This is a genomic window from Salinibacterium sp. ZJ450 (assembly GCF_011751885.2).
GTDB lineage: Bacteria > Actinomycetota > Actinomycetes > Actinomycetales > Microbacteriaceae > Ruicaihuangia.
Map to the genome: position 1 here is coordinate 2,226,041 of NZ_CP061771.1, position 16,352 is coordinate 2,242,392.

At 69.0% G+C, this 16,352-nt stretch carries 15 protein-coding genes; 4 read left to right on the forward strand and 11 right to left on the reverse strand.

What is annotated here, in order from left to right:
- Positions 1 to 31: 31 nt before the first annotated feature.
- Positions 32 to 2,227, reverse strand: coding sequence for an ATP-dependent DNA helicase RecG (locus HCT51_RS10675; protein WP_224760448.1), 2,196 nt, complete (start codon positions 2,225 to 2,227; stop codon positions 32 to 34).
- A gap of 67 nt (positions 2,228 to 2,294) precedes the next feature.
- On the opposite strand from HCT51_RS10675, the gene HCT51_RS10680 reads away from it, so the two are divergent.
- Positions 2,295 to 3,194 carry a DMT family transporter gene (locus HCT51_RS10680; RefSeq protein ID WP_166873800.1) on the forward strand — a complete coding sequence of 300 codons (900 nt, stop codon included), beginning with the start codon at positions 2,295 to 2,297 and terminating at the stop codon, positions 3,192 to 3,194.
- Between the two features lie 10 nt (positions 3,195 to 3,204).
- Positions 3,205 to 3,777 carry a 16S rRNA (guanine(966)-N(2))-methyltransferase RsmD gene (rsmD, locus tag HCT51_RS10685; protein WP_166873803.1) on the forward strand — a complete coding sequence of 191 codons (573 nt, stop codon included), beginning with the start codon at positions 3,205 to 3,207 and terminating at the stop codon, positions 3,775 to 3,777.
- Between the two features lie 36 nt (positions 3,778 to 3,813).
- Here rsmD and HCT51_RS10690 read toward each other — a convergent pair whose 3' ends face one another.
- Positions 3,814 to 4,086, reverse strand: coding sequence for an ArsR/SmtB family transcription factor (locus HCT51_RS10690; protein ID WP_166873808.1), 273 nt, complete (start codon positions 4,084 to 4,086; stop codon positions 3,814 to 3,816).
- Complete coding sequence (gene thiL, locus HCT51_RS10695) at positions 4,083 to 5,081, reverse strand: thiamine-phosphate kinase (RefSeq protein WP_166873810.1); 999 nt, start codon at positions 5,079 to 5,081, stop codon at positions 4,083 to 4,085. Before thiL ends, HCT51_RS10690 begins: the two co-directional genes overlap by 4 nt.
- A 23-nt stretch (positions 5,082 to 5,104) precedes the next feature.
- On the opposite strand from thiL, the gene HCT51_RS10700 reads away from it, so the two are divergent.
- On the forward strand, positions 5,105 to 5,590 hold the full coding sequence (locus HCT51_RS10700; protein WP_166873814.1) for a DUF3515 family protein: 486 nt from the start codon (positions 5,105 to 5,107) through the stop codon (positions 5,588 to 5,590).
- A 121-nt stretch (positions 5,591 to 5,711) separates the two neighbouring features.
- Positions 5,712 to 6,923, forward strand: a complete 1,212-nt coding sequence (locus HCT51_RS10705; RefSeq protein WP_166873816.1) for an ice-binding family protein — start codon at positions 5,712 to 5,714, stop codon at positions 6,921 to 6,923.
- Positions 6,924 to 6,933: 10 nt separating this feature from the next.
- On the opposite strand, the gene HCT51_RS10710 is transcribed toward HCT51_RS10705, so the two are convergent.
- The 8 genes from HCT51_RS10710 to HCT51_RS10745 all read right to left on the reverse strand — a co-directional run bounded on the left by HCT51_RS10710 (position 6,934) and on the right by HCT51_RS10745 (position 16,343).
- Entirely contained in the window at positions 6,934 to 8,022 is a 1,089-nt protein-coding gene (locus tag HCT51_RS10710; RefSeq protein ID WP_166873819.1) for a D-alanine--D-alanine ligase family protein, read from the reverse strand.
- Positions 8,023 to 9,108 (reverse strand): NAD(P)H-dependent glycerol-3-phosphate dehydrogenase, encoded by a 1,086-nt coding sequence (locus HCT51_RS10715; RefSeq protein ID WP_347877913.1) that lies wholly within the window; start codon positions 9,106 to 9,108, stop codon positions 8,023 to 8,025.
- Positions 9,105 to 9,863, reverse strand: a complete 759-nt coding sequence (locus HCT51_RS10720) for a lysophospholipid acyltransferase family protein (RefSeq protein ID WP_370626966.1) — start codon at positions 9,861 to 9,863, stop codon at positions 9,105 to 9,107. The genes HCT51_RS10715 and HCT51_RS10720 overlap by 4 nt, the downstream gene beginning before the upstream one ends.
- Positions 9,863 to 11,230 carry a UDP-N-acetylglucosamine 1-carboxyvinyltransferase gene (gene murA / locus HCT51_RS10725; RefSeq protein ID WP_166873822.1) on the reverse strand — a complete coding sequence of 456 codons (1,368 nt, stop codon included), beginning with the start codon at positions 11,228 to 11,230 and terminating at the stop codon, positions 9,863 to 9,865. Before murA ends, HCT51_RS10720 begins: the two co-directional genes overlap by 1 nt.
- Complete coding sequence (gene leuD / locus HCT51_RS10730; RefSeq protein WP_166873825.1) at positions 11,231 to 11,827, reverse strand: 3-isopropylmalate dehydratase small subunit; 597 nt, start codon at positions 11,825 to 11,827, stop codon at positions 11,231 to 11,233.
- Positions 11,827 to 13,254 (reverse strand): 3-isopropylmalate dehydratase large subunit, encoded by a 1,428-nt coding sequence (gene leuC, locus HCT51_RS10735; protein WP_166873828.1) that lies wholly within the window; start codon positions 13,252 to 13,254, stop codon positions 11,827 to 11,829. The genes leuD and leuC overlap by 1 nt, the downstream gene beginning before the upstream one ends.
- Positions 13,255 to 13,459: 205 nt before the next feature.
- The gene (locus HCT51_RS10740) at positions 13,460 to 13,993 is read right to left on the reverse strand and encodes an FHA domain-containing protein (protein WP_166873831.1); all 534 of its coding nucleotides are present in this window, start codon (positions 13,991 to 13,993) and stop codon (positions 13,460 to 13,462) included.
- Between the two features lie 4 nt (positions 13,994 to 13,997).
- On the reverse strand, positions 13,998 to 16,343 hold the full coding sequence (locus tag HCT51_RS10745; RefSeq protein WP_166873834.1) for a transglutaminase TgpA family protein: 2,346 nt from the start codon (positions 16,341 to 16,343) through the stop codon (positions 13,998 to 14,000).
- Positions 16,344 to 16,352 lie beyond the last annotated feature (9 nt).

Here is a 16,352-nt window from a genome sequence, read left to right on the forward strand (position 1 = left end):
TCACAAATGAGAGAGCGGATGCCGCGGACTGTTACGCCTTAGCGAGGAACGCCTGCTCCGACTCGTCGAGTCGGCGGGCGAGCGCACCGAGCAATGCCGGATGCTCGGACAGCGCAGGGTCGTGCTCGAGCACCCCGGCGGCGAGCTCCCTGGCGTCGGAGATGAGTTGGCCGTCCGTCGCCACGCGCAGCAGCCGCAGACTCGACCGGCCGCCGGATTGCATGCTGCCGAGCACGTCGCCCTCCCTGCGCAGCTCGAGGTCGATCTGGGCCAGGTCGAAGCCGTCCAGCGTTGCCGCGACCGCCTCCACTCGTTCCCTGGCCAGGCTCTCCTGCTCGGCCCTGGTCACGAACAGGCAGACGCCGGGCACCCTGCCGCGGCCGACCCGGCCGCGCAGCTGGTGCAGCTGAGACACGCCGAACCGGTCGGCGTCGAGGATCACCATGGTCGACGCGTTCGGCACGTCGACGCCCACCTCGATCACCGTGGTGGCCACCAGCACGTCGATCCGTCCGGCAGCGAATTCCCGCATCAGCAGGTCTTTGGTGTCGCTCGGCATGCGACCGTGCAGCGCCTCGATGCGGCGACCGGCGAGCGCGGGGTTTGCCTGCAGGCTCGCCGTCACCTCGGTGACGTTGGCGACCGGGGCGGCCGCGGGGCCAGCCGCTGCTGCGGAAGTCGCGGTCGCGGCCCGCGCCTCGGGCACGTCGTTCTCCGGGGCATCCGCCGGTTCGCTGACCGCGGCGTCAATCGCCGGGCAGACCACGAAGGCCTGACGGCCGAGGGCGAGTTCTTCGGCGGTGCGTTGCCAGACCCGGTTCACCCAGCCGGGTTTCTCGGCCAGCGGCACCACGAACGAGCGGATCGGCAGACGCCCGGACGGCAGTTCGGCGATGGTGGACACGTCGAGGTCCCCGAACACGGTCATCGCCACGGTGCGCGGGATCGGGGTGGCCGTCAACACGAGCACGTGCGGCGGGGTGGCGCCCTTCAGCCGCAGCGCCTCGCGCTGTTCCACGCCGAATCGGTGTTGCTCGTCGACGACCACCAGACCGAGGTCGACGAACGACACGGTGTCGCTCAGCAGCGCGTGCGTGCCGATCACGATGCTCGCCCCGCCGGATACCGAGGCAAGCAGCGCCTTCTTGCGCTCAGCGGTGCTGAGCTGCCCGGTGATCAGGGTGGGACGCAGCCGCGCGGCCAGGTCTGGGCCGAGCGTCTTCACGATGGATCGCAGGTGTTGGGCTGCGAGCACCTCGGTGGGGGCGAGCAGCGCGGACTGCCCGCCGGAGTCGGCGACCGCGAGCATGGCGCGCAGCGCCACCAGTGTCTTGCCCGAGCCGACCTCCCCCTGAACGAGCCGGTTCATCGGGGTCTGGGCCGCCAGGTCGCGGGCGATCTCCTCGCCGACCAGCTGCTGGTCGGCGGTCAGCCGGAACGGGAGCGCGGCATCGAACCCCTCGGCGATCCGACCGGCGATCCTGGCGATCGCCGGACGTTCCCGCAGCGCGGCGCGCTGTCGCAGCAGCGCGGCCTGCAGCACGAATGCTTCTTGGAACCGCAGCGACGCGCGCGCCGCCCCCCAGTCTGCGTCCTTCTCCGGCCGGTGAATCATCTCGAGCGCCTTGGCATAGGGCACCAGCTGGCGTTCGTCGCGCACCAGCTCGGGCACCGGGTCTTCCAGCGGCGGCAGCGTGTCGAGCACCACGCCGACCGCCTTCGCGATCTGCCAGGAGGCAACCGTGGCCGTGGCCGGGTAGATCGAGATTGGCTGCAGCGCCCAGCGCTTGGCGGCCGCGCCCTCGGTGGGCAGCTCGGTGTCGAACAGTTCGTAGTCGGGGTGGGCCAGCTGCCGCAGCCCGCGGTACTCCCCCACTTTGCCCGCGAAGATGCCGCGCACACCGGGCTTCAGCTCGTTCTCGCGCCACTTCTGATTGAAGAATGTGAGGGTCAGGATGCCGTGGCCGTCGCTGATCCTGACCTCGAAGATCGACCCCTTGCGTGCCTTCATTGAGCGGCTGGTCACGCTGAGAACCTCGGCGACGATGGTGACGCTCGTGTCGACTTCGAGTTCGGCCAGCGCGGTCAGCTCGCCGCGCCGGGCGTAGCGCCGCGGGTAGTGGTTCAGCAGGTCGCCGACGGTGCGGAGCCCCAGCCCCCGCTCGAAGGCGCCGGCCGTGCGTCCGCCGAGCGCCGTGCTGAGCTTGGTGTCGAGCGGGGAGTTCACACATCGAGGGTATCGGCGCCCGCCGACATCCGCTGTCAGGCACCCGGCCCCGCGATACGCTGAAGACTTGAAATCCGTAGTCTTCCTCGTGCTCGCCACGCTCTTCTGGGCGGGTAACTTCGTCGCCGGTGAGGCTGCGGTGGCATCCATCACCCCGCTTGATCTCACCTTCCTGCGCTGGCTGCTCGCGCTCATCCCGTTGCTGGTGATCGCCCAGCTCACCGAGAAGCCGGACTGGCGGGCAGTGTGGCGGCAATGGCCGCTGCACCTGCTGCTGGCGGCGCTCGGACTCGCCGGCTTCAACCTGCTGCTCTACGTGGCCCTGCAGTACACGAGCGCGCTCAACGCGTCGCTGATCAACGCGGTGAACCCGGCCCTGCTGGCGGTGCTCGGAGTGCTGCTTTTCAAGGAGAGAATCGGATGCCGCGGAGTGCTGGGCATCGCGATCGGCCTGTTCGGCGTGGTGGTGGTGTTGACCGACGGGCAGATCGGCACGGTCTTCTCGCGCACCCCGAACTTCGGCGACCTGCTGATGATCGGCGCGATCGTGGTGTGGAGTTTCTACACGCTGCTCGGTCGGCGCCTGCGCGGGGTGCCGCCGATCACCGCCACGGCGATGCAGGCCCTGTTCGTGGTGGTGGGGCTTGCCCCGTTCACGATTGCCGCGGGCGGCGTCCGTTTCCCCACCGAGACCGCTCCGTTGCTCGCGCTGCTCTACATCGCCGTGTTCGCCTCGGTCGGCTCGTACGTGTTCTGGAACGCCGCGCTTCGCAGTGTTCCGCCCTCCCGTGCGGGCATCTACCTCAACCTGATCGCCGTGTTCACCGCGTTGATCGGCCTCGCCATCGGCACGCCGATCAGCCTGGTTCAGGTGATCGGCGGCGCGCTGGTGATCGGCGGGGTGGTGCTGACCTCGCTGCTGCCGCGGCGCATCAGGCAGCCGCAGGGCACCTCCGCACTCGGCTAGCCTCGACAGCGTGACGCGCATCATCGCCGGCTTTGCCGGATCCCTCAGCATCGCCGTTCCGCCCGCCGGCACCCGCCCGACCAGCGACCGGGTGCGGGAGGCGATCTTCAGCGCGCTCGACGCCCGCGACGTGATCGACGGCGCCCGCGTGCTCGACCTGTACGCCGGTTCCGGCGCCCTGGGACTCGAGGCCGCCTCCCGCGGCGCCCGCCAGGTCACCCTGGTCGACCACAGTTTCGGCGCAACGCAGATCTGCCGCAAGAACGCCGCGCTGGTGCGGAAGCGTGCCCCGCGCGCGTCCGCGCTCACGATCGAGGTGAGTTCGGCGCCGGTGCACTCCTTCCTCACCGGGTCGCGCACCTCGTTCGACCTGGTGTTCCTCGACCCGCCGTACGACCTCGGCAATGCGGAGCTCGTGCATACCCTGGAGGCGCTGGTGCCGCGGCTGGAGTACGACGCGGTGGTCGTGGTGGAGCGGGCATCGCGGGAGCCGGAACCGGCCTGGCCGGAGGGGCTGGCCCTCGACCGGCGCAAGGACTACGGCGACACCGCGCTGTACTGGCTGAGCCCCACCTTCGAGTAGCGGCGCTCTGGCGCGCGGCGCGTTACTTCGCGCGCGCTACTTCACCTGCGCGAGACACCAGGCCGCGACATCCCGAAGCGGCTCCGGCGTCAGCGACACGACGGTCGAGGTTCCGCGCCGCTCGGATGCGGTGAGGCCGACCTCTCGCAGCACGGTGACGTGCTGGCTCACCGAGGGTTGGGCGATGCCCAGTTCGGCGGCGAGCTCGCCGACGGTGCGCGGGCGTTCCGCCAGTAGCTCGATGATGCGCCGGCGGTTGCCGTCGCCCACCGCGTGGAAGATGTCCTTGCGGGCTGTCGTGTTGCTCATCCGCGGCCTCCATTCCACCCGCGGTAGGGATCCCAGCCCGACGGTTTTGACCAAGCGGCGCCGTCGAGCAGAATGCCCTCGCCCGCGCGAACCCGGCCGATCGCGCGGAAGCCTCCGGGCAGCGTGGTGCCGGCCGGAAAGGTGGCGAGCAGCGCGTGGTCTTCTCCGCCTTCCAGCGCGGCGGTGTGGTCGACGCCGTCGTCGTTGCTGCCAAGCGCTGCCGAGTCGAGGTCGAGCGCGACCGAGCTGGCGCCGGCGAGGCGTCTGGCGTCGATGGCGAGACCGTCGCTGATGTCGAGCATCGCGGTCGCCCCGGCCACCGCCGCGGCCACCCCGTCGCGAAGCGGCGGTCTGGGGGTCAATTGGGCGCCCACCAGCTCGGGTTCGCGGGCGCGCAGCCGCGCGGCAGCGTCGGCATCGGGGTCGCCTGCGGCGTCGACGGCCTCGGCGAACAGCAGCGCCAGGCCGCGCCCGGCCAGCCCGAGCGCACCGGAGACCGCGACGGTGTCGCCCACCGCGGCGCCGGAGCGAAGCACCGGGGTGCGCCCTTCCAGGTCACCGAACGCGGTCACCGCGAGGGTGAGGGTCGAGGACACCGACAGGTCGCCACCGAGCACGCCGCAGCCCGGTGCGAGGGCCGCGCAGCCGTCACGCAGTCCGTCGGAGATGCCCTCCAGCACGGCCACCGGGGTATCGGCGGGGGCGGCGATCGCCACCACTAACCCTGTCGGGCGGGCGCCCATGGCGGCGACATCCGACAGATTGGATGCCACGGCCTTCCAACCCAGATCGTGCGGTGTCGACCACGCCAACCGGAAATCCGGACCGTGGATCATCATGTCGGTGGTCACCACGAACCGGCCGTCGGGGGCGGCCACGACCGCGCAATCGTCTCCGGGTCCGAGCAGTTCGGCGGCGGCGGCAGGCAGGCGCGGGAAGATGCGGGCAAGGGTTGCCGACTCCCCCACAGCGCCCAGGGTGTCAGGGATGGCCATGCTCAAACGGTAGCCTGAAGGGGATGAAACTCCCCCGTCGACTGGCTGCCTTGGCCGTTTTGCCGCTCGCGATCGGCCTGGCCGGATGCGCGCCCGCAGTCGTGATGAAATCTGCTCCGGATGCCGCCAACACCGGTTGCGCGGAGGTGACGGTTCGGCTGCCGGAGACGGTAGGCGGCCTGCCGATCCGCGAGACGGACGCCCAGGCGACCGGGGCCTGGGGTGACCCGGCCGGGGTGTTCCTGACCTGCGGCGTGACGGTTCCCGGACCCTCCGAGGCGGACTGCATCGACGTCGCCGGCGTGGACTGGCTGCGGGATGCCAGCAACGAGACGCTCACCGTGTTCACCACCTACGGCCGCGACCCCGCCATCTCGGTGGGCGTGGACGCGGTGAACGTGTCCGGCGGCCCGGTGCTCGAGGACCTGAGCTCTGCGGTGAGCGTGATCGAGCAGACCCGCCGCTGCCTGGCCCGCACCGAGGCGATCGACACCACCCCGAACGACTGACCGCACGCACGCACGCACGGTCTACCCACACGCGTTGACTGTGCGAGACTGGCCAGAGGGGGAAGTAGTCGGGGCGACACAGTTCTCCACGGTGCACTCTCAGCTATCGAGAGGCGCCATCATGGCCCAATCCCACACCGTCAAACGCGTCGCCGTAGTATCTGTCGCTGTGCTGGCGGGCATCGGCCTCTCGATGGCCGCTGCAGCACCGGTGAACGCTGTCACCGTCATCAACGGCCCTATCGACCTGGGGAGCGCCGCCGGTTTCGGCGTGCTCGGCGCATCCACGGTGACGAACACCGGGCCATCCACCATCGGAGCAGACGTCGGAGTCAGCCCGGGCACGGAGATCACCGGGTTTCCGCCTGGGCTCGTTTTCGGTGCCACCCACCAAACGGATGCTGTGGCCGCCGAGGCACAGTCCGATCTGACCATCGCCTACAACGTCGCGGCAGGTCTCACACCGACCACAACAGGACTGGATGACCTCGCCGGCCAGTCGTTGGCCCCCGGGGTCTATTCCGGTGGTGACCTTTCCCTTACCGGTGAGCTCACCCTCGCGGGCACGGCGGAATCCGTCTGGGTCTTCCAGGCCGCGAGCACATTGACCGCCGGATCGAGCGCACGCATCACCCTCACTGGAGGCGCCAGCGCCTGCAACGTCTTCTGGCAGGTGGGAAGTTCCGCAACGCTCGGGAGTGGATCGCAATTCGCCGGGACGATTCTGGCCCGCGCCTCGATCACCGCGGTAACCGGAGCCGCGATCACCGGTCGGCTGCTCGCCGACACCGGAGCAGTCACCCTCGACACGAACGTCGTCACGGCACCCGTCGCCTGCAGCGATGCCAGCGGGTCCGTGGTGTCTACCAGCCCCGCGGTGTCGTCGTCGGCTCCGCCGGCAGCCGAGGTCGGTACCGACTACGCGTTCGCCGTCACGGCGACGGGAACTCCCGCGCCGACCTATGCGATCAGCGCCGGCTCGCTGCCGGCCGGCCTGCAGCTGAACGGCACCAGCGGGATGATCTCGGGCACGCCGACGACCGCCGGGTCGTCGACCTTCACCATCACGGTGAGCAACGGAACGGCACCGGACGCGGTCATCACCTTCACCGTTGTCACAGCTCAGGCGGCCGAGGCGGTTACACCTGACGCGCCGACTCCCCCCGCACCGGCGTCCGCCGTTACCTCAGTGCCCACGCCCGACATCGTGACCGGCGAGATCTTGCCGGTTACCGGCGCCGACCCGACCGTCCCCCTTCTGGGAGGCGCAACACTCCTGGCACTCGGGCTCAGCGCCGTCCTGTGGCGGTCTCGCGCGATCCGAAGCCGGTAGTAAAGGGCGCCTACCGGACGGTGTTGAGCCCGAGCGTGATCAGCTCGTCGATCAGCTGCGGGTAGCTGAGCCCCGACGCCATCCAGCACTTCGGGAACATCGAGATCGGCGTGAAGCCCGGCATCGTGTTCACCTCGTTGATCACGAAACCGGATGCGGTGAGGAAGAAGTCCACGCGGGCAAGCCCGGCGCCGCCGATCGCCTCGAACGCGCGGGCCGCCAGGTCCTGCATCTCGGCAAGCTCGGCCTCGCTGAGCGGGGCCGGGCAGACCAGGTCGATACCGGGGGCATCGAGGTATTTCGCGTCGAAGTCGTAGAAGTCGCGTCCGGTGACCACGATCTCGCCGGCGAGGGAAACCCGCGGCGCCGCGCCGTCGAGCCCGCCGAGCACGCCGCACTCCACCTCGCGGCCGACCAGGGCGGCTTCGATCAGCACCTTGGAGTCCTCGGCGAAGCCGACCTCGAGCGCGTCGGCCAGCCCGGCAGGGCTAGCCACCCGGGTGACCCCGACGCTTGAGCCGGCGCGGGCGGGCTTCACGAACACCGGCCAGCCGAGCGCGTCGGCGGCGGTTTCGACCCCTGCCCGGTCGGTGGCCCAGCGGCGCACGGTCACGGTCTCCCAAGGGGCCACGGCGATGCCGGCATGCTGCAGCACGCTCTTGGTGAAGTGCTTGTCCATGCCCACCGCGGAGGCGAGCACGCCGGCGCCGACGTACGGGATGCCGGCCAGCTCGAGCAGACCCTGCACCGTGCCGTCCTCACCGAAGGGGCCGTGCAGGATCGGGAACGCCACGTCGACCTCGCCGAGCGAGGTGGTCTGGCCCGCGGCATCCGTCACCGTGATTTCACGCGACAACGCGGACTCCGGCCAGTGGATGCGGGTGCCGTTGTCGTCGACCCCGGGCAGCGTGCTCGACAGAGCAAAGCGTGCCGCGTCATCCGGCTGCAGCGTGAACGCGCCGTCGCGGGTGATGCCGATCGGGATGACGTCGTACTTGTCCCGGTCGATGGCCGACAGCACGCCGCCGGCGGTGGCGCAGCTGATCGAGTGCTCGGAGGATCGCCCGCCGAAGAGCAGGGCGACGGTTTGCTTGGGCAACTACTCCCCCTGCGGTTCGTCGGTGTCGGTGAGGTGCGGCGCGAGGTTGCGCGGCGCCAGGGTGCCGGCCAGCACCTGCTCCACCTGCTCGACGATGGGCATGTCGACGCCCTTGGATCGGGCCAGTTCGAGGATCGGCGCCACCGAGGCAAGGCCTTCCGCGGTCTGGTTCATCTGCTTCACGACGTCGGCGAACGCGTAACCCTGGCCGAGCAGGCGGCCAGCGGTGTTGTTGCGCGACAGCGGCGACTCGCAGGTGGCGATCAGGTCGCCGAGGCCGGCGAGGCCGGACAGCGTCTCGGCCTTCGCGCCGAAGGCCACCGCGAACTGGGTCATCTCGACCAGACCGCGGGTGATGATCGAGGCTTTGGTGTTCTCGCCGTAGCCGACCCCGTCGACGATGCCGATCGCGACGGCGATCAGGTTCTTCAGCACACCGCCGAACTCGGTGCCGATCACGTCGTTGTTGACGAAGCAGCGGAAGTACGGGTTGGTGGCGGTGGCCGCCACCAGGGCGGCGGTGTCGAGGCTGTCGGATGCCACGACCGCAGCGGTCGGCTGGCGGCGGGCGATCTCGAGGGCCAGGTTGGGTCCGGATGCCACGGCGATCAGCTCGGGGTCGATGTCGAGTTCCTCGCGCACGATTTCGCTCATTCGACGACCGGTGCCCCGCTCGACACCCTTCATCAGGCTGATCACCGGCACGCCTGCGGGGATTAGCTGCCGCACGGCCTTGAGGTTCTCGCGCAGCGTCTGGCTCGGCACCGACAGGTACACCTGCTCTGCCCCGTCGAGCACACGCTCAATCCGCGAGTCGCTGACCAGCGCCAGCGGCAGGTTGATGCCGGGCAGGTAGTCGGAGTTGCGGTGTGTCTCGGTGATCTCCCGCGCGATCTCAGGGCGGCGGGCCCAGATCGAGACGTCCGATCCGCCCTCGGCGAGCACCTTGGCGAACGTGGTGCCCCAGCTGCCCGCGCCGAGTACCGCGATGCGACGACGCTCGGTCGGCACCGAGATGGTCTTCAAAGCCTCCGTGGTCACCGGTCCGGTTGCCAGTTTCGGCGGTTGTTCCCCCGTGTCGCTCAAAACCGACCAGTCTCCTTTTGGTTGTTCTTCGAAGGATCCCAGCGCTCAGCCGGAGCCTTCTCGCCGCGCAGGTCTTCAAGTAATGCCGTGATCGCGTCCATCAGCACGGCGGTCGCCGCGTTCAGGGTCTGGGAATCGAGCGGGCGTCCTTCGAACGCCGACAGGTCGACGGGATCACCGAATTTGATCACCACGCGCTTGCGTGGCGGCCAGAAGCTGATCGACTTCGAGTAACGCGCCATGATCCGCTGGGTGCCCCAGTGCGCGGCGGGAATCAGCGGGATTCCGGCTTCCAGGGCGAGTCGCACGGCACCGGTCTTGCCGCGCATCGGCCACAGGTCGGGGTCACGGGTGAGCGTTCCCTCCGGGTAGACGACCACGGCCGACTCCTGCTTGGCCAGGGTGCGGGCGGCCGCCACCGGGTCGTTGCCCCTCATGGCTCCGGCGCGCTCGACGGGGATCTGGCCGGATGCCTTCAGCAGCGCCTTCAGCACCGGCACCTTGAACAGGGAGGCCTTCGCCATGAAGCGAGGCACCCGTCCGCTGTACCAGACAGCGGCACCCATCACGACGGGGTCGATCTCCGAGTAGTGGTTGGGCGCCAGCACGAACGCGCCCCGCTGGGGAACCTTCTGCCGGTCGATGATGTCGTAACGGCCGAGCCAGTTCATCAACGGCAGCGCCAGCGTAGCCAGCAGGTACCAGATGAATGTTCGCTCGGATTTGGGTTTCGGTTGCGTCGCCACCCTCCGAATTATCCTTCGTAGGTGAAGTCGGCTCCAAGCTGACGCAGCTTGTCGATGAAGTGCTCGTACCCGCGGCTGATGATGCCGACATTGCTGATGGTCGACGCGCCCTCGGCGGTGAGCGCCGCGATCAGGTGGCTGAAGCCGCCGCGCAGGTCGGGCACGCGCACGTCGGCGCCGTGCAGCTTCGTGGGGCCGGTGATCACCGCGGCCTGCTCCAGGGGGCGGCGTGGCACGCGGCGGGTGACGCCGGCCAGTCCGTCCTTGTGCACGACGATGTTCGCACCCATCTCGATCAGCGCCTCGGTGAAGCCGAACCGGTTCTCGTACACGGTTTCGTGCACGACGGAGGTTCCCTCCGCCTTGGTCAGCGCCACGATGAGCGGCTGCTGCCAGTCGGTCATGAAGCCGGGGTGCACGTCGGTCTCGACCACGACCGGCTTGAGCGTTCCACCGGGGTGGTAGAAGCGGATGCCGTCTTCGTGGATGTCGAACGCCCCACCGACCTTGCGGAAGATGTTGAGGAACGTCATCAGGTCCTGCTGCTTGGCTCCCTCGACGAAGACGTCGCCCTCGGTGGCGAGTGCGGCGGAGGCCCAGCTGGCGGCTTCGTTGCGGTCGAAGATGGCGCGGTGCTCGTAGCCGCGCAGCTCGTCGACGCCCTCGATGAAGATCGTGCGGTTGGGTTCGACCGTGATGATCGCGCCCATCTTCTGCAGGATCATGATGAGGTCGGTGATCTCGGGTTCGATCGCCGCGTTCTTCAGCTCGGTGACGCCCTCGGCGAGCACCGCAGAGAGCAGCACCTGCTCGGTGGCGCCAACGCTCGGGTAGGGCAGCGCGATGTTGGCGCCCTTCAGCCCGTCCGGAGCGGTGAGGTGGATGCCGTTCGGCTGTTTGTCGACGACGGCCCCGAATGCGCGCAGCGCGTCGAGGTGGAAGTCGATCGGGCGGTCGCCGATGCGGCAGCCGCCGAGGTCGGGGATGAACGCCTCGCCCAGCTGGTGCAGCAGCGGACCACAGAACAGGATCGGGATGCGGCTGGAGCCGGCGTGCGCGTCGATCTCGGCGAAGTGCGCGCTCTTCACGCCGACCGGGTCGAGCAGCAGCTCGCCGGGGGCCGGCTGGGTCACGACGACGCCGTGCACCTCGAGCAGGCCGCGCACGACCTCAACGTCACTGATCTCGGGGACGTCCTTGAGCAGGCTGGGCGTCTGGCCGAGCAGCGCCGCGACCATCGCCTTGGTGACGAGGTTCTTGGCGCCGCGCACCGTGATGCGACCGTTCAGCGGCTTGCCGCCCCTGATCACGATCTTGTCGGACTTCAATCCGACCCGCTCTCCGGCCTTTTGGGCGTCTTCGAGGAGGGAGTTCACTTATTTCACCGGCAATGTCTTGGGCCGCCAGCTTTCGCGGCGAGCTTCGAATTCTGTTATCTGAGCTTCATTGCGCAGTGTGAGGGCAATATCGTCTAGCCCTTCGAGTAAGCGCCATCGAGTGTAATCGTCGATCTCGAATGGCACCTGATAGTCGCCCGCCGTGGCGGTTTTCGACTCCAGATCCACGGTCACCTCGAGGCCGGGCTGCGACTCGATGAGCGCCCACAGTTGTTCCGTCTGTTCCTGGGTGATGACGCCCGCGAGCAGCCCCTGTTTGCCGGCGTTGCTGCGGAAGATGTCGGCGAACTTCGGGCTGAGCACGGCCTGGAACCCGTAGTCGCGCAGCGCCCAAACGGCGTGCTCGCGGCTGGATCCGGTGCCGAAATCTGGGCCGGCGATCAGGATGCGCGCGCCCTGGTAGCGGTCGTGATTCAGCACGAACTCCGGGTCCTGCCGCCACGCGGCGAACAGGGCGTCTTCGAAGCCGGTCTTGGTGACGCGCTTCAGGTACACCGCGGGGATGATCTGGTCGGTGTCAACGTTCGACCGGCGCAGCGGAACCGCGATTCCGGAAACGGAAGTGATCTTGTCCATTAGTTGGCCTCCAGGTCCCACGGGCTAGACAGCGTACCGCGCACTGCGGTGGCGGCCGCCACCAGTGGCGACACCAGGTGCGTGCGTCCACCCTTGCCCTGCCGGCCTTCAAAGTTGCGGTTGGATGTCGAGGCGCACCGTTCGCCCGGCGCCAACTGGTCGGGGTTCATGCCGAGGCACATCGAGCATCCGGCGAACCGCCACTCCGCACCGAAGTCGGTGATGATCTTGTCGAGACCTTCAGCCTCGGCTTCGAGCCGAACTCTGGCGGACCCGGGAACAACCATCACGCGCACACCCTCGGCCTTCTTCTTGCCCTGAATGATCGACGCGAACGCGCGCAGGTCTTCAATGCGGCTGTTGGTGCATGAGCCCATGAACACGGCGTCGACCTTGATCTGCTTCAACGGGGTGCCCGCGGCGAGGTCCATGTACTCCAGCGCCCGTTCGGCCGCGGCACGGTCGTTCGGGTCGGCGAAGTCTTCGGGGTTCGGCACGGTGTCGCTCAGCGAGACGCCCTGGCCGGGGTTCGTTCCCCAGGTGACGAACGGTTCCAGTTCGGTGGCGTCGATCAGCACCTCGGCGTCGAATTCGGCGCCCTCGTCGGTGGGCAGCGTCTTCCAGTATTCGACGGCGGCGTCCCAGTCCGCGCCCTCGGGCGCGTGCTGACGCCCCTTGAGGTACTCGAACGTGGTGTCATCCGGAGCGACCATGCCGGCGCGGGCGCCCGCCTCGATCGACATGTTGCAGATCGTCATCCGGCCCTCCATGGAGAGCGAGCGGATGGCGCTGCCGCGGTATTCGAGCACGTAGCCCTGGCCGCCGCCTGTGCCGATCTTGGCGATCACGGCGAGGATGATGTCCTTCGCGGTGACGCCCGGGCGCAACTCGCCGTCGACGGTGATCGCCATCGTCTTGAACGGCTTCAGCGGCAGGGTCTGCGTGGCCATCACGTGCTCGACCTCGCTGGTGCCGATACCGAACGCCATGGCGCCAAACGCGCCGTGCGTGCTGGTGTGCGAGTCGCCGCAGACCACGGTGATGCCGGGCATCGTCAGCCCCAGCTGCGGGCCGACCACGTGCACGATGCCCTGCTCCTTATCGCCGAGGGAGTGCAGGCGAACCCCGAACTCCTGGGCGTTCTTGCGGAGCGTCTCGATCTGGATGCGGCTGGTCGGGTCGGCGATCGGCCGGTCGATGTTCAGCGTCGGCGTGTTGTGGTCCTCGGTGCCGATGGTGAGGTCGAGCCGGCGCACCGGACGCCCAGCCAGACGCAGGCCGTCGAAGGCTTGCGGGCTGGTGACCTCGTGGATGAGGTGCAGGTCGATATAGATCAGGTCGGGGTTGCCGTTATCGCCCTTGACGACGACGTGGTCATCCCACACCTTTTCGGCAAGCGTGCGCGGTCGTTCTGTAACTGCATTCATGAGAGCGGATTCCTTGGATAGAAGTTGGATCAGCCGATGACAAACTCCGCGACGAGGGAGGCCTGGAACTAGGACTCGTCGCGGCAGCCAAGAAGCAGGAAGCCGAACAACATGGAAGCGAGAATACCACCCGTATGGGGCGCGGGACGCTGCGACGGCAGCATGATCCGCACATTCTCGGAACCGAATGCCGCGCGGGACGAGCTCATTGCCGTTGCAGTCTGACGGAGTAGTTGCCAAGGAGAACACTGGTGCCATCCGGCACCGTCTCCCGCTGGCCGGCGTGCACCACTACGTCACCGTCCGTGCCGTTCAGGACGACACCGTTGGTGGAGTTCAGGTCGTGCAGCCAGAGCGCTTCGCCGTCCAGCTCGAAGGCGGCGTGGGTCTTCGACACCGACTTCTCGGGGTCGATCACCGGGATCAGGGTGGCGTCGGGCCACTGGGCGGGCGTGGTCGGGTTGCGGCCGATCACCGCGGCACCACCGAGGATCGGGATGCGGCGACCGTCAGGCAGCACGATCGTCCAGCCCGCAGGCGTGGTTGCGACGATCTCCCCGGTCTCGGGCGCCGCCACGATTCCGACCGGACCGGGGAAGAACGCCGGGATCTCGGCGGCACGCTCGGTCGACACCTGCCGGCGGGCGACCTTGTGCGTTCCGGATTCCAGGTCGGGATGCTGCGGGATGAGGCCGGGCGGAGGCGCGATCATCGGGCGCTTGGCGGGCTGGTCGCTCATTCGGTCATCTCCTGTCGCCTCGGGTGGCGCGTTTGCTGGTGGTGTGGGCCCGTCGTCGTCTGGCGATCCGGTAGCGGCTGACGAACCGTCGCACGCGGCCGAGCGCGGCGCTGGCAACCTGCACGGCCGCCATCGCCTCGGTCCACACCTGCTCGGACTGGTCGCGGTCGATCGTGCGCCCCGAGAATACTGCTTCGTCAGTGCGTGCGGCGAGTTCGGGCAGGGTGGCCACCCGCTCGTCTGGCACCTGCGCGGCAAGCCCGTGCGCGGTGGTGACCCGGGTCGCCTTGCTCGGCACGTCGTATCCGAGCTCCCCGTAGCGGTCGAGCAACTCGTCCCAGGCGAACGCGACCGCGCGGTCGGCAGCGGCAGCGTTCCGCCGTCGGCGGGTGCGGGCGGCGCGGATCAGCGCGACCGCCGCCATCGGCAGCAAGATCAGCGCGAGCGGGATGCCGACGCCGAGCGCGACCGGAACCACCCAGCCGGGCAGCCGCCACGGCAGGTCGTTCTCTTCCTTGGGGTCGTCGATCTCGACCGCGGTGAGCAGTTCCTGCTCATCCTTCTCGGCGCGCGGCGGCTGGCGAACCTGCGGCTGCGGCTCGGTCTTCGGCTTGGGCGTCTGGTCCTGAGGGATGTCGGTCTCCTCGGGCGTCGGATCGAGGGCCACCCAGCCGACCTCGTCGAAGGCGACCTCGACCCAGGCGGTGACATCCGATCCCACCACGTCGATGGACTGCGCATCGGCGGCGACATTCGGTGCGAAGCCCATCACAACCCGGGCGGGATAGCCGAGCGAGCGCACCATCAGCGCGAACGCCGAGGCGTACTGTTCCTCGTCGCCGATCATCTGGTTGCGGGTGAACAGCTCCTCGACCCGGTCGGCGCCGTGCCCCGCGCGGGACGGCACGGCGTCGGAGGCCAGCCCGTGGCTGAGGAATCCGGTGGAGACCAGCTGGGTGCGGATCGCCTCGATCTGGGCAGCCGGGGTCTCGGCGGTGCCGGCGAACTCGGCGGCCTTGGCGGCGACCGTGTCCGGGGTGAACTCCACCGGCGGCAGCTCGACCGATGCCGGGGCGACCTCCGCAAGCTCGTCGGCGCTGAACACCCGCTGCACGTCGGAGTGCAGCCGGTACGTGTCGCCCTGCTCGAGCCCGGAGGTGAGCACCGCGGTGCCGGTCGCGTTGTTGTAGCGCAGGTTGTCGCTCTCGGCCGAAGCGTCGCCGCCCAGGAACTCCAGCTCGGTGGGATAGCCGACGCCGGGGATCCAGACGTCCTCGTACGCTCCGATGGTGATGCCCACGTCGCTCGTGCGCTCGGAGGTGAGGAAGCGCTGTTCCGGCAGCTGGCGGCCGACCAGGGCGAACGAACCGGAACCGTGCGCCGCGACATCCGCGCCCGTCACGTTCCACAGCTTGCCGGTGAACGAATCCATGGTGGCGAGGCGGATCCGGTCGCCCGGTTGCAGACCCTCGGCGGTGAACAGCACCTCTTCGCTGAGGTCCTTGGTGTATTCACGGAACCCGGCGAGCGGGCTCGGGTAGTCCAGCGGGTCGAACGGCGGCTCGATCTCGTCGCGCAGCACGAAGCGGTCATCGTTCGCGGGCGCGAGGGCGACCGCGGCTCCCCCGCCGACGATCACCGCGGATGCCACGAGCACGGCGGTTCCGACCAGCTTTCGTCGACGCAACTCGGGCTGTGCGGAGAGCACCAGGGATTCCTCTGAGCGTCGCCGCCAGCCGACCCACACCAGCGCCAGCACGGCGAAGGTGACACCGCGGATGCCGGCCAGGTATGGGTCATCCGTTCCGGTCAGGATGCCGGCGAGATAGACGGCGATCGGGCCGAGCAGTGCCACCGCCAGCCGCCACGCGGTGCGCGGCCGCTCGGTGAGCCAGCGGGCCGCGAGGGTCGTCGACACCAGTCCGACCAGCCAGGTGGCCACGTACGGCACGACGGCGATGTAGGCGGGCGCGCCGATCGGGGTCTGCAGGGTGACGAGGTCCGCCCAGCCGTGGACCGCGCCGATGGCGAGGCTAGCGAGCGACTGCAGGCTGGGCAGCACCCAGAGGAGCGCCTCGCTCGGCACGGCGAACGCGGAGCCGAACAGGAAATACGCGACGACGGCCACCAATGCGGTGGCGACGGCACTCAGCCGGTAGCGGGCGGCAATAATGCCGGCGCCGGCTCCGACCACGAGGCCGCCGAGGCCGGCGGCGAGGAAGCTGTAGCCGCCGAACGACGGATGGAAGCCGATGACGCCGAGCACGGTCAGGATCAGCAGCACCGCGATGTCGGCCCACGCGCGTCCGGGGATCGAGCGGGTCTCTGCCGTCGACGTCGGGGTTTGCATGCGGGCCGC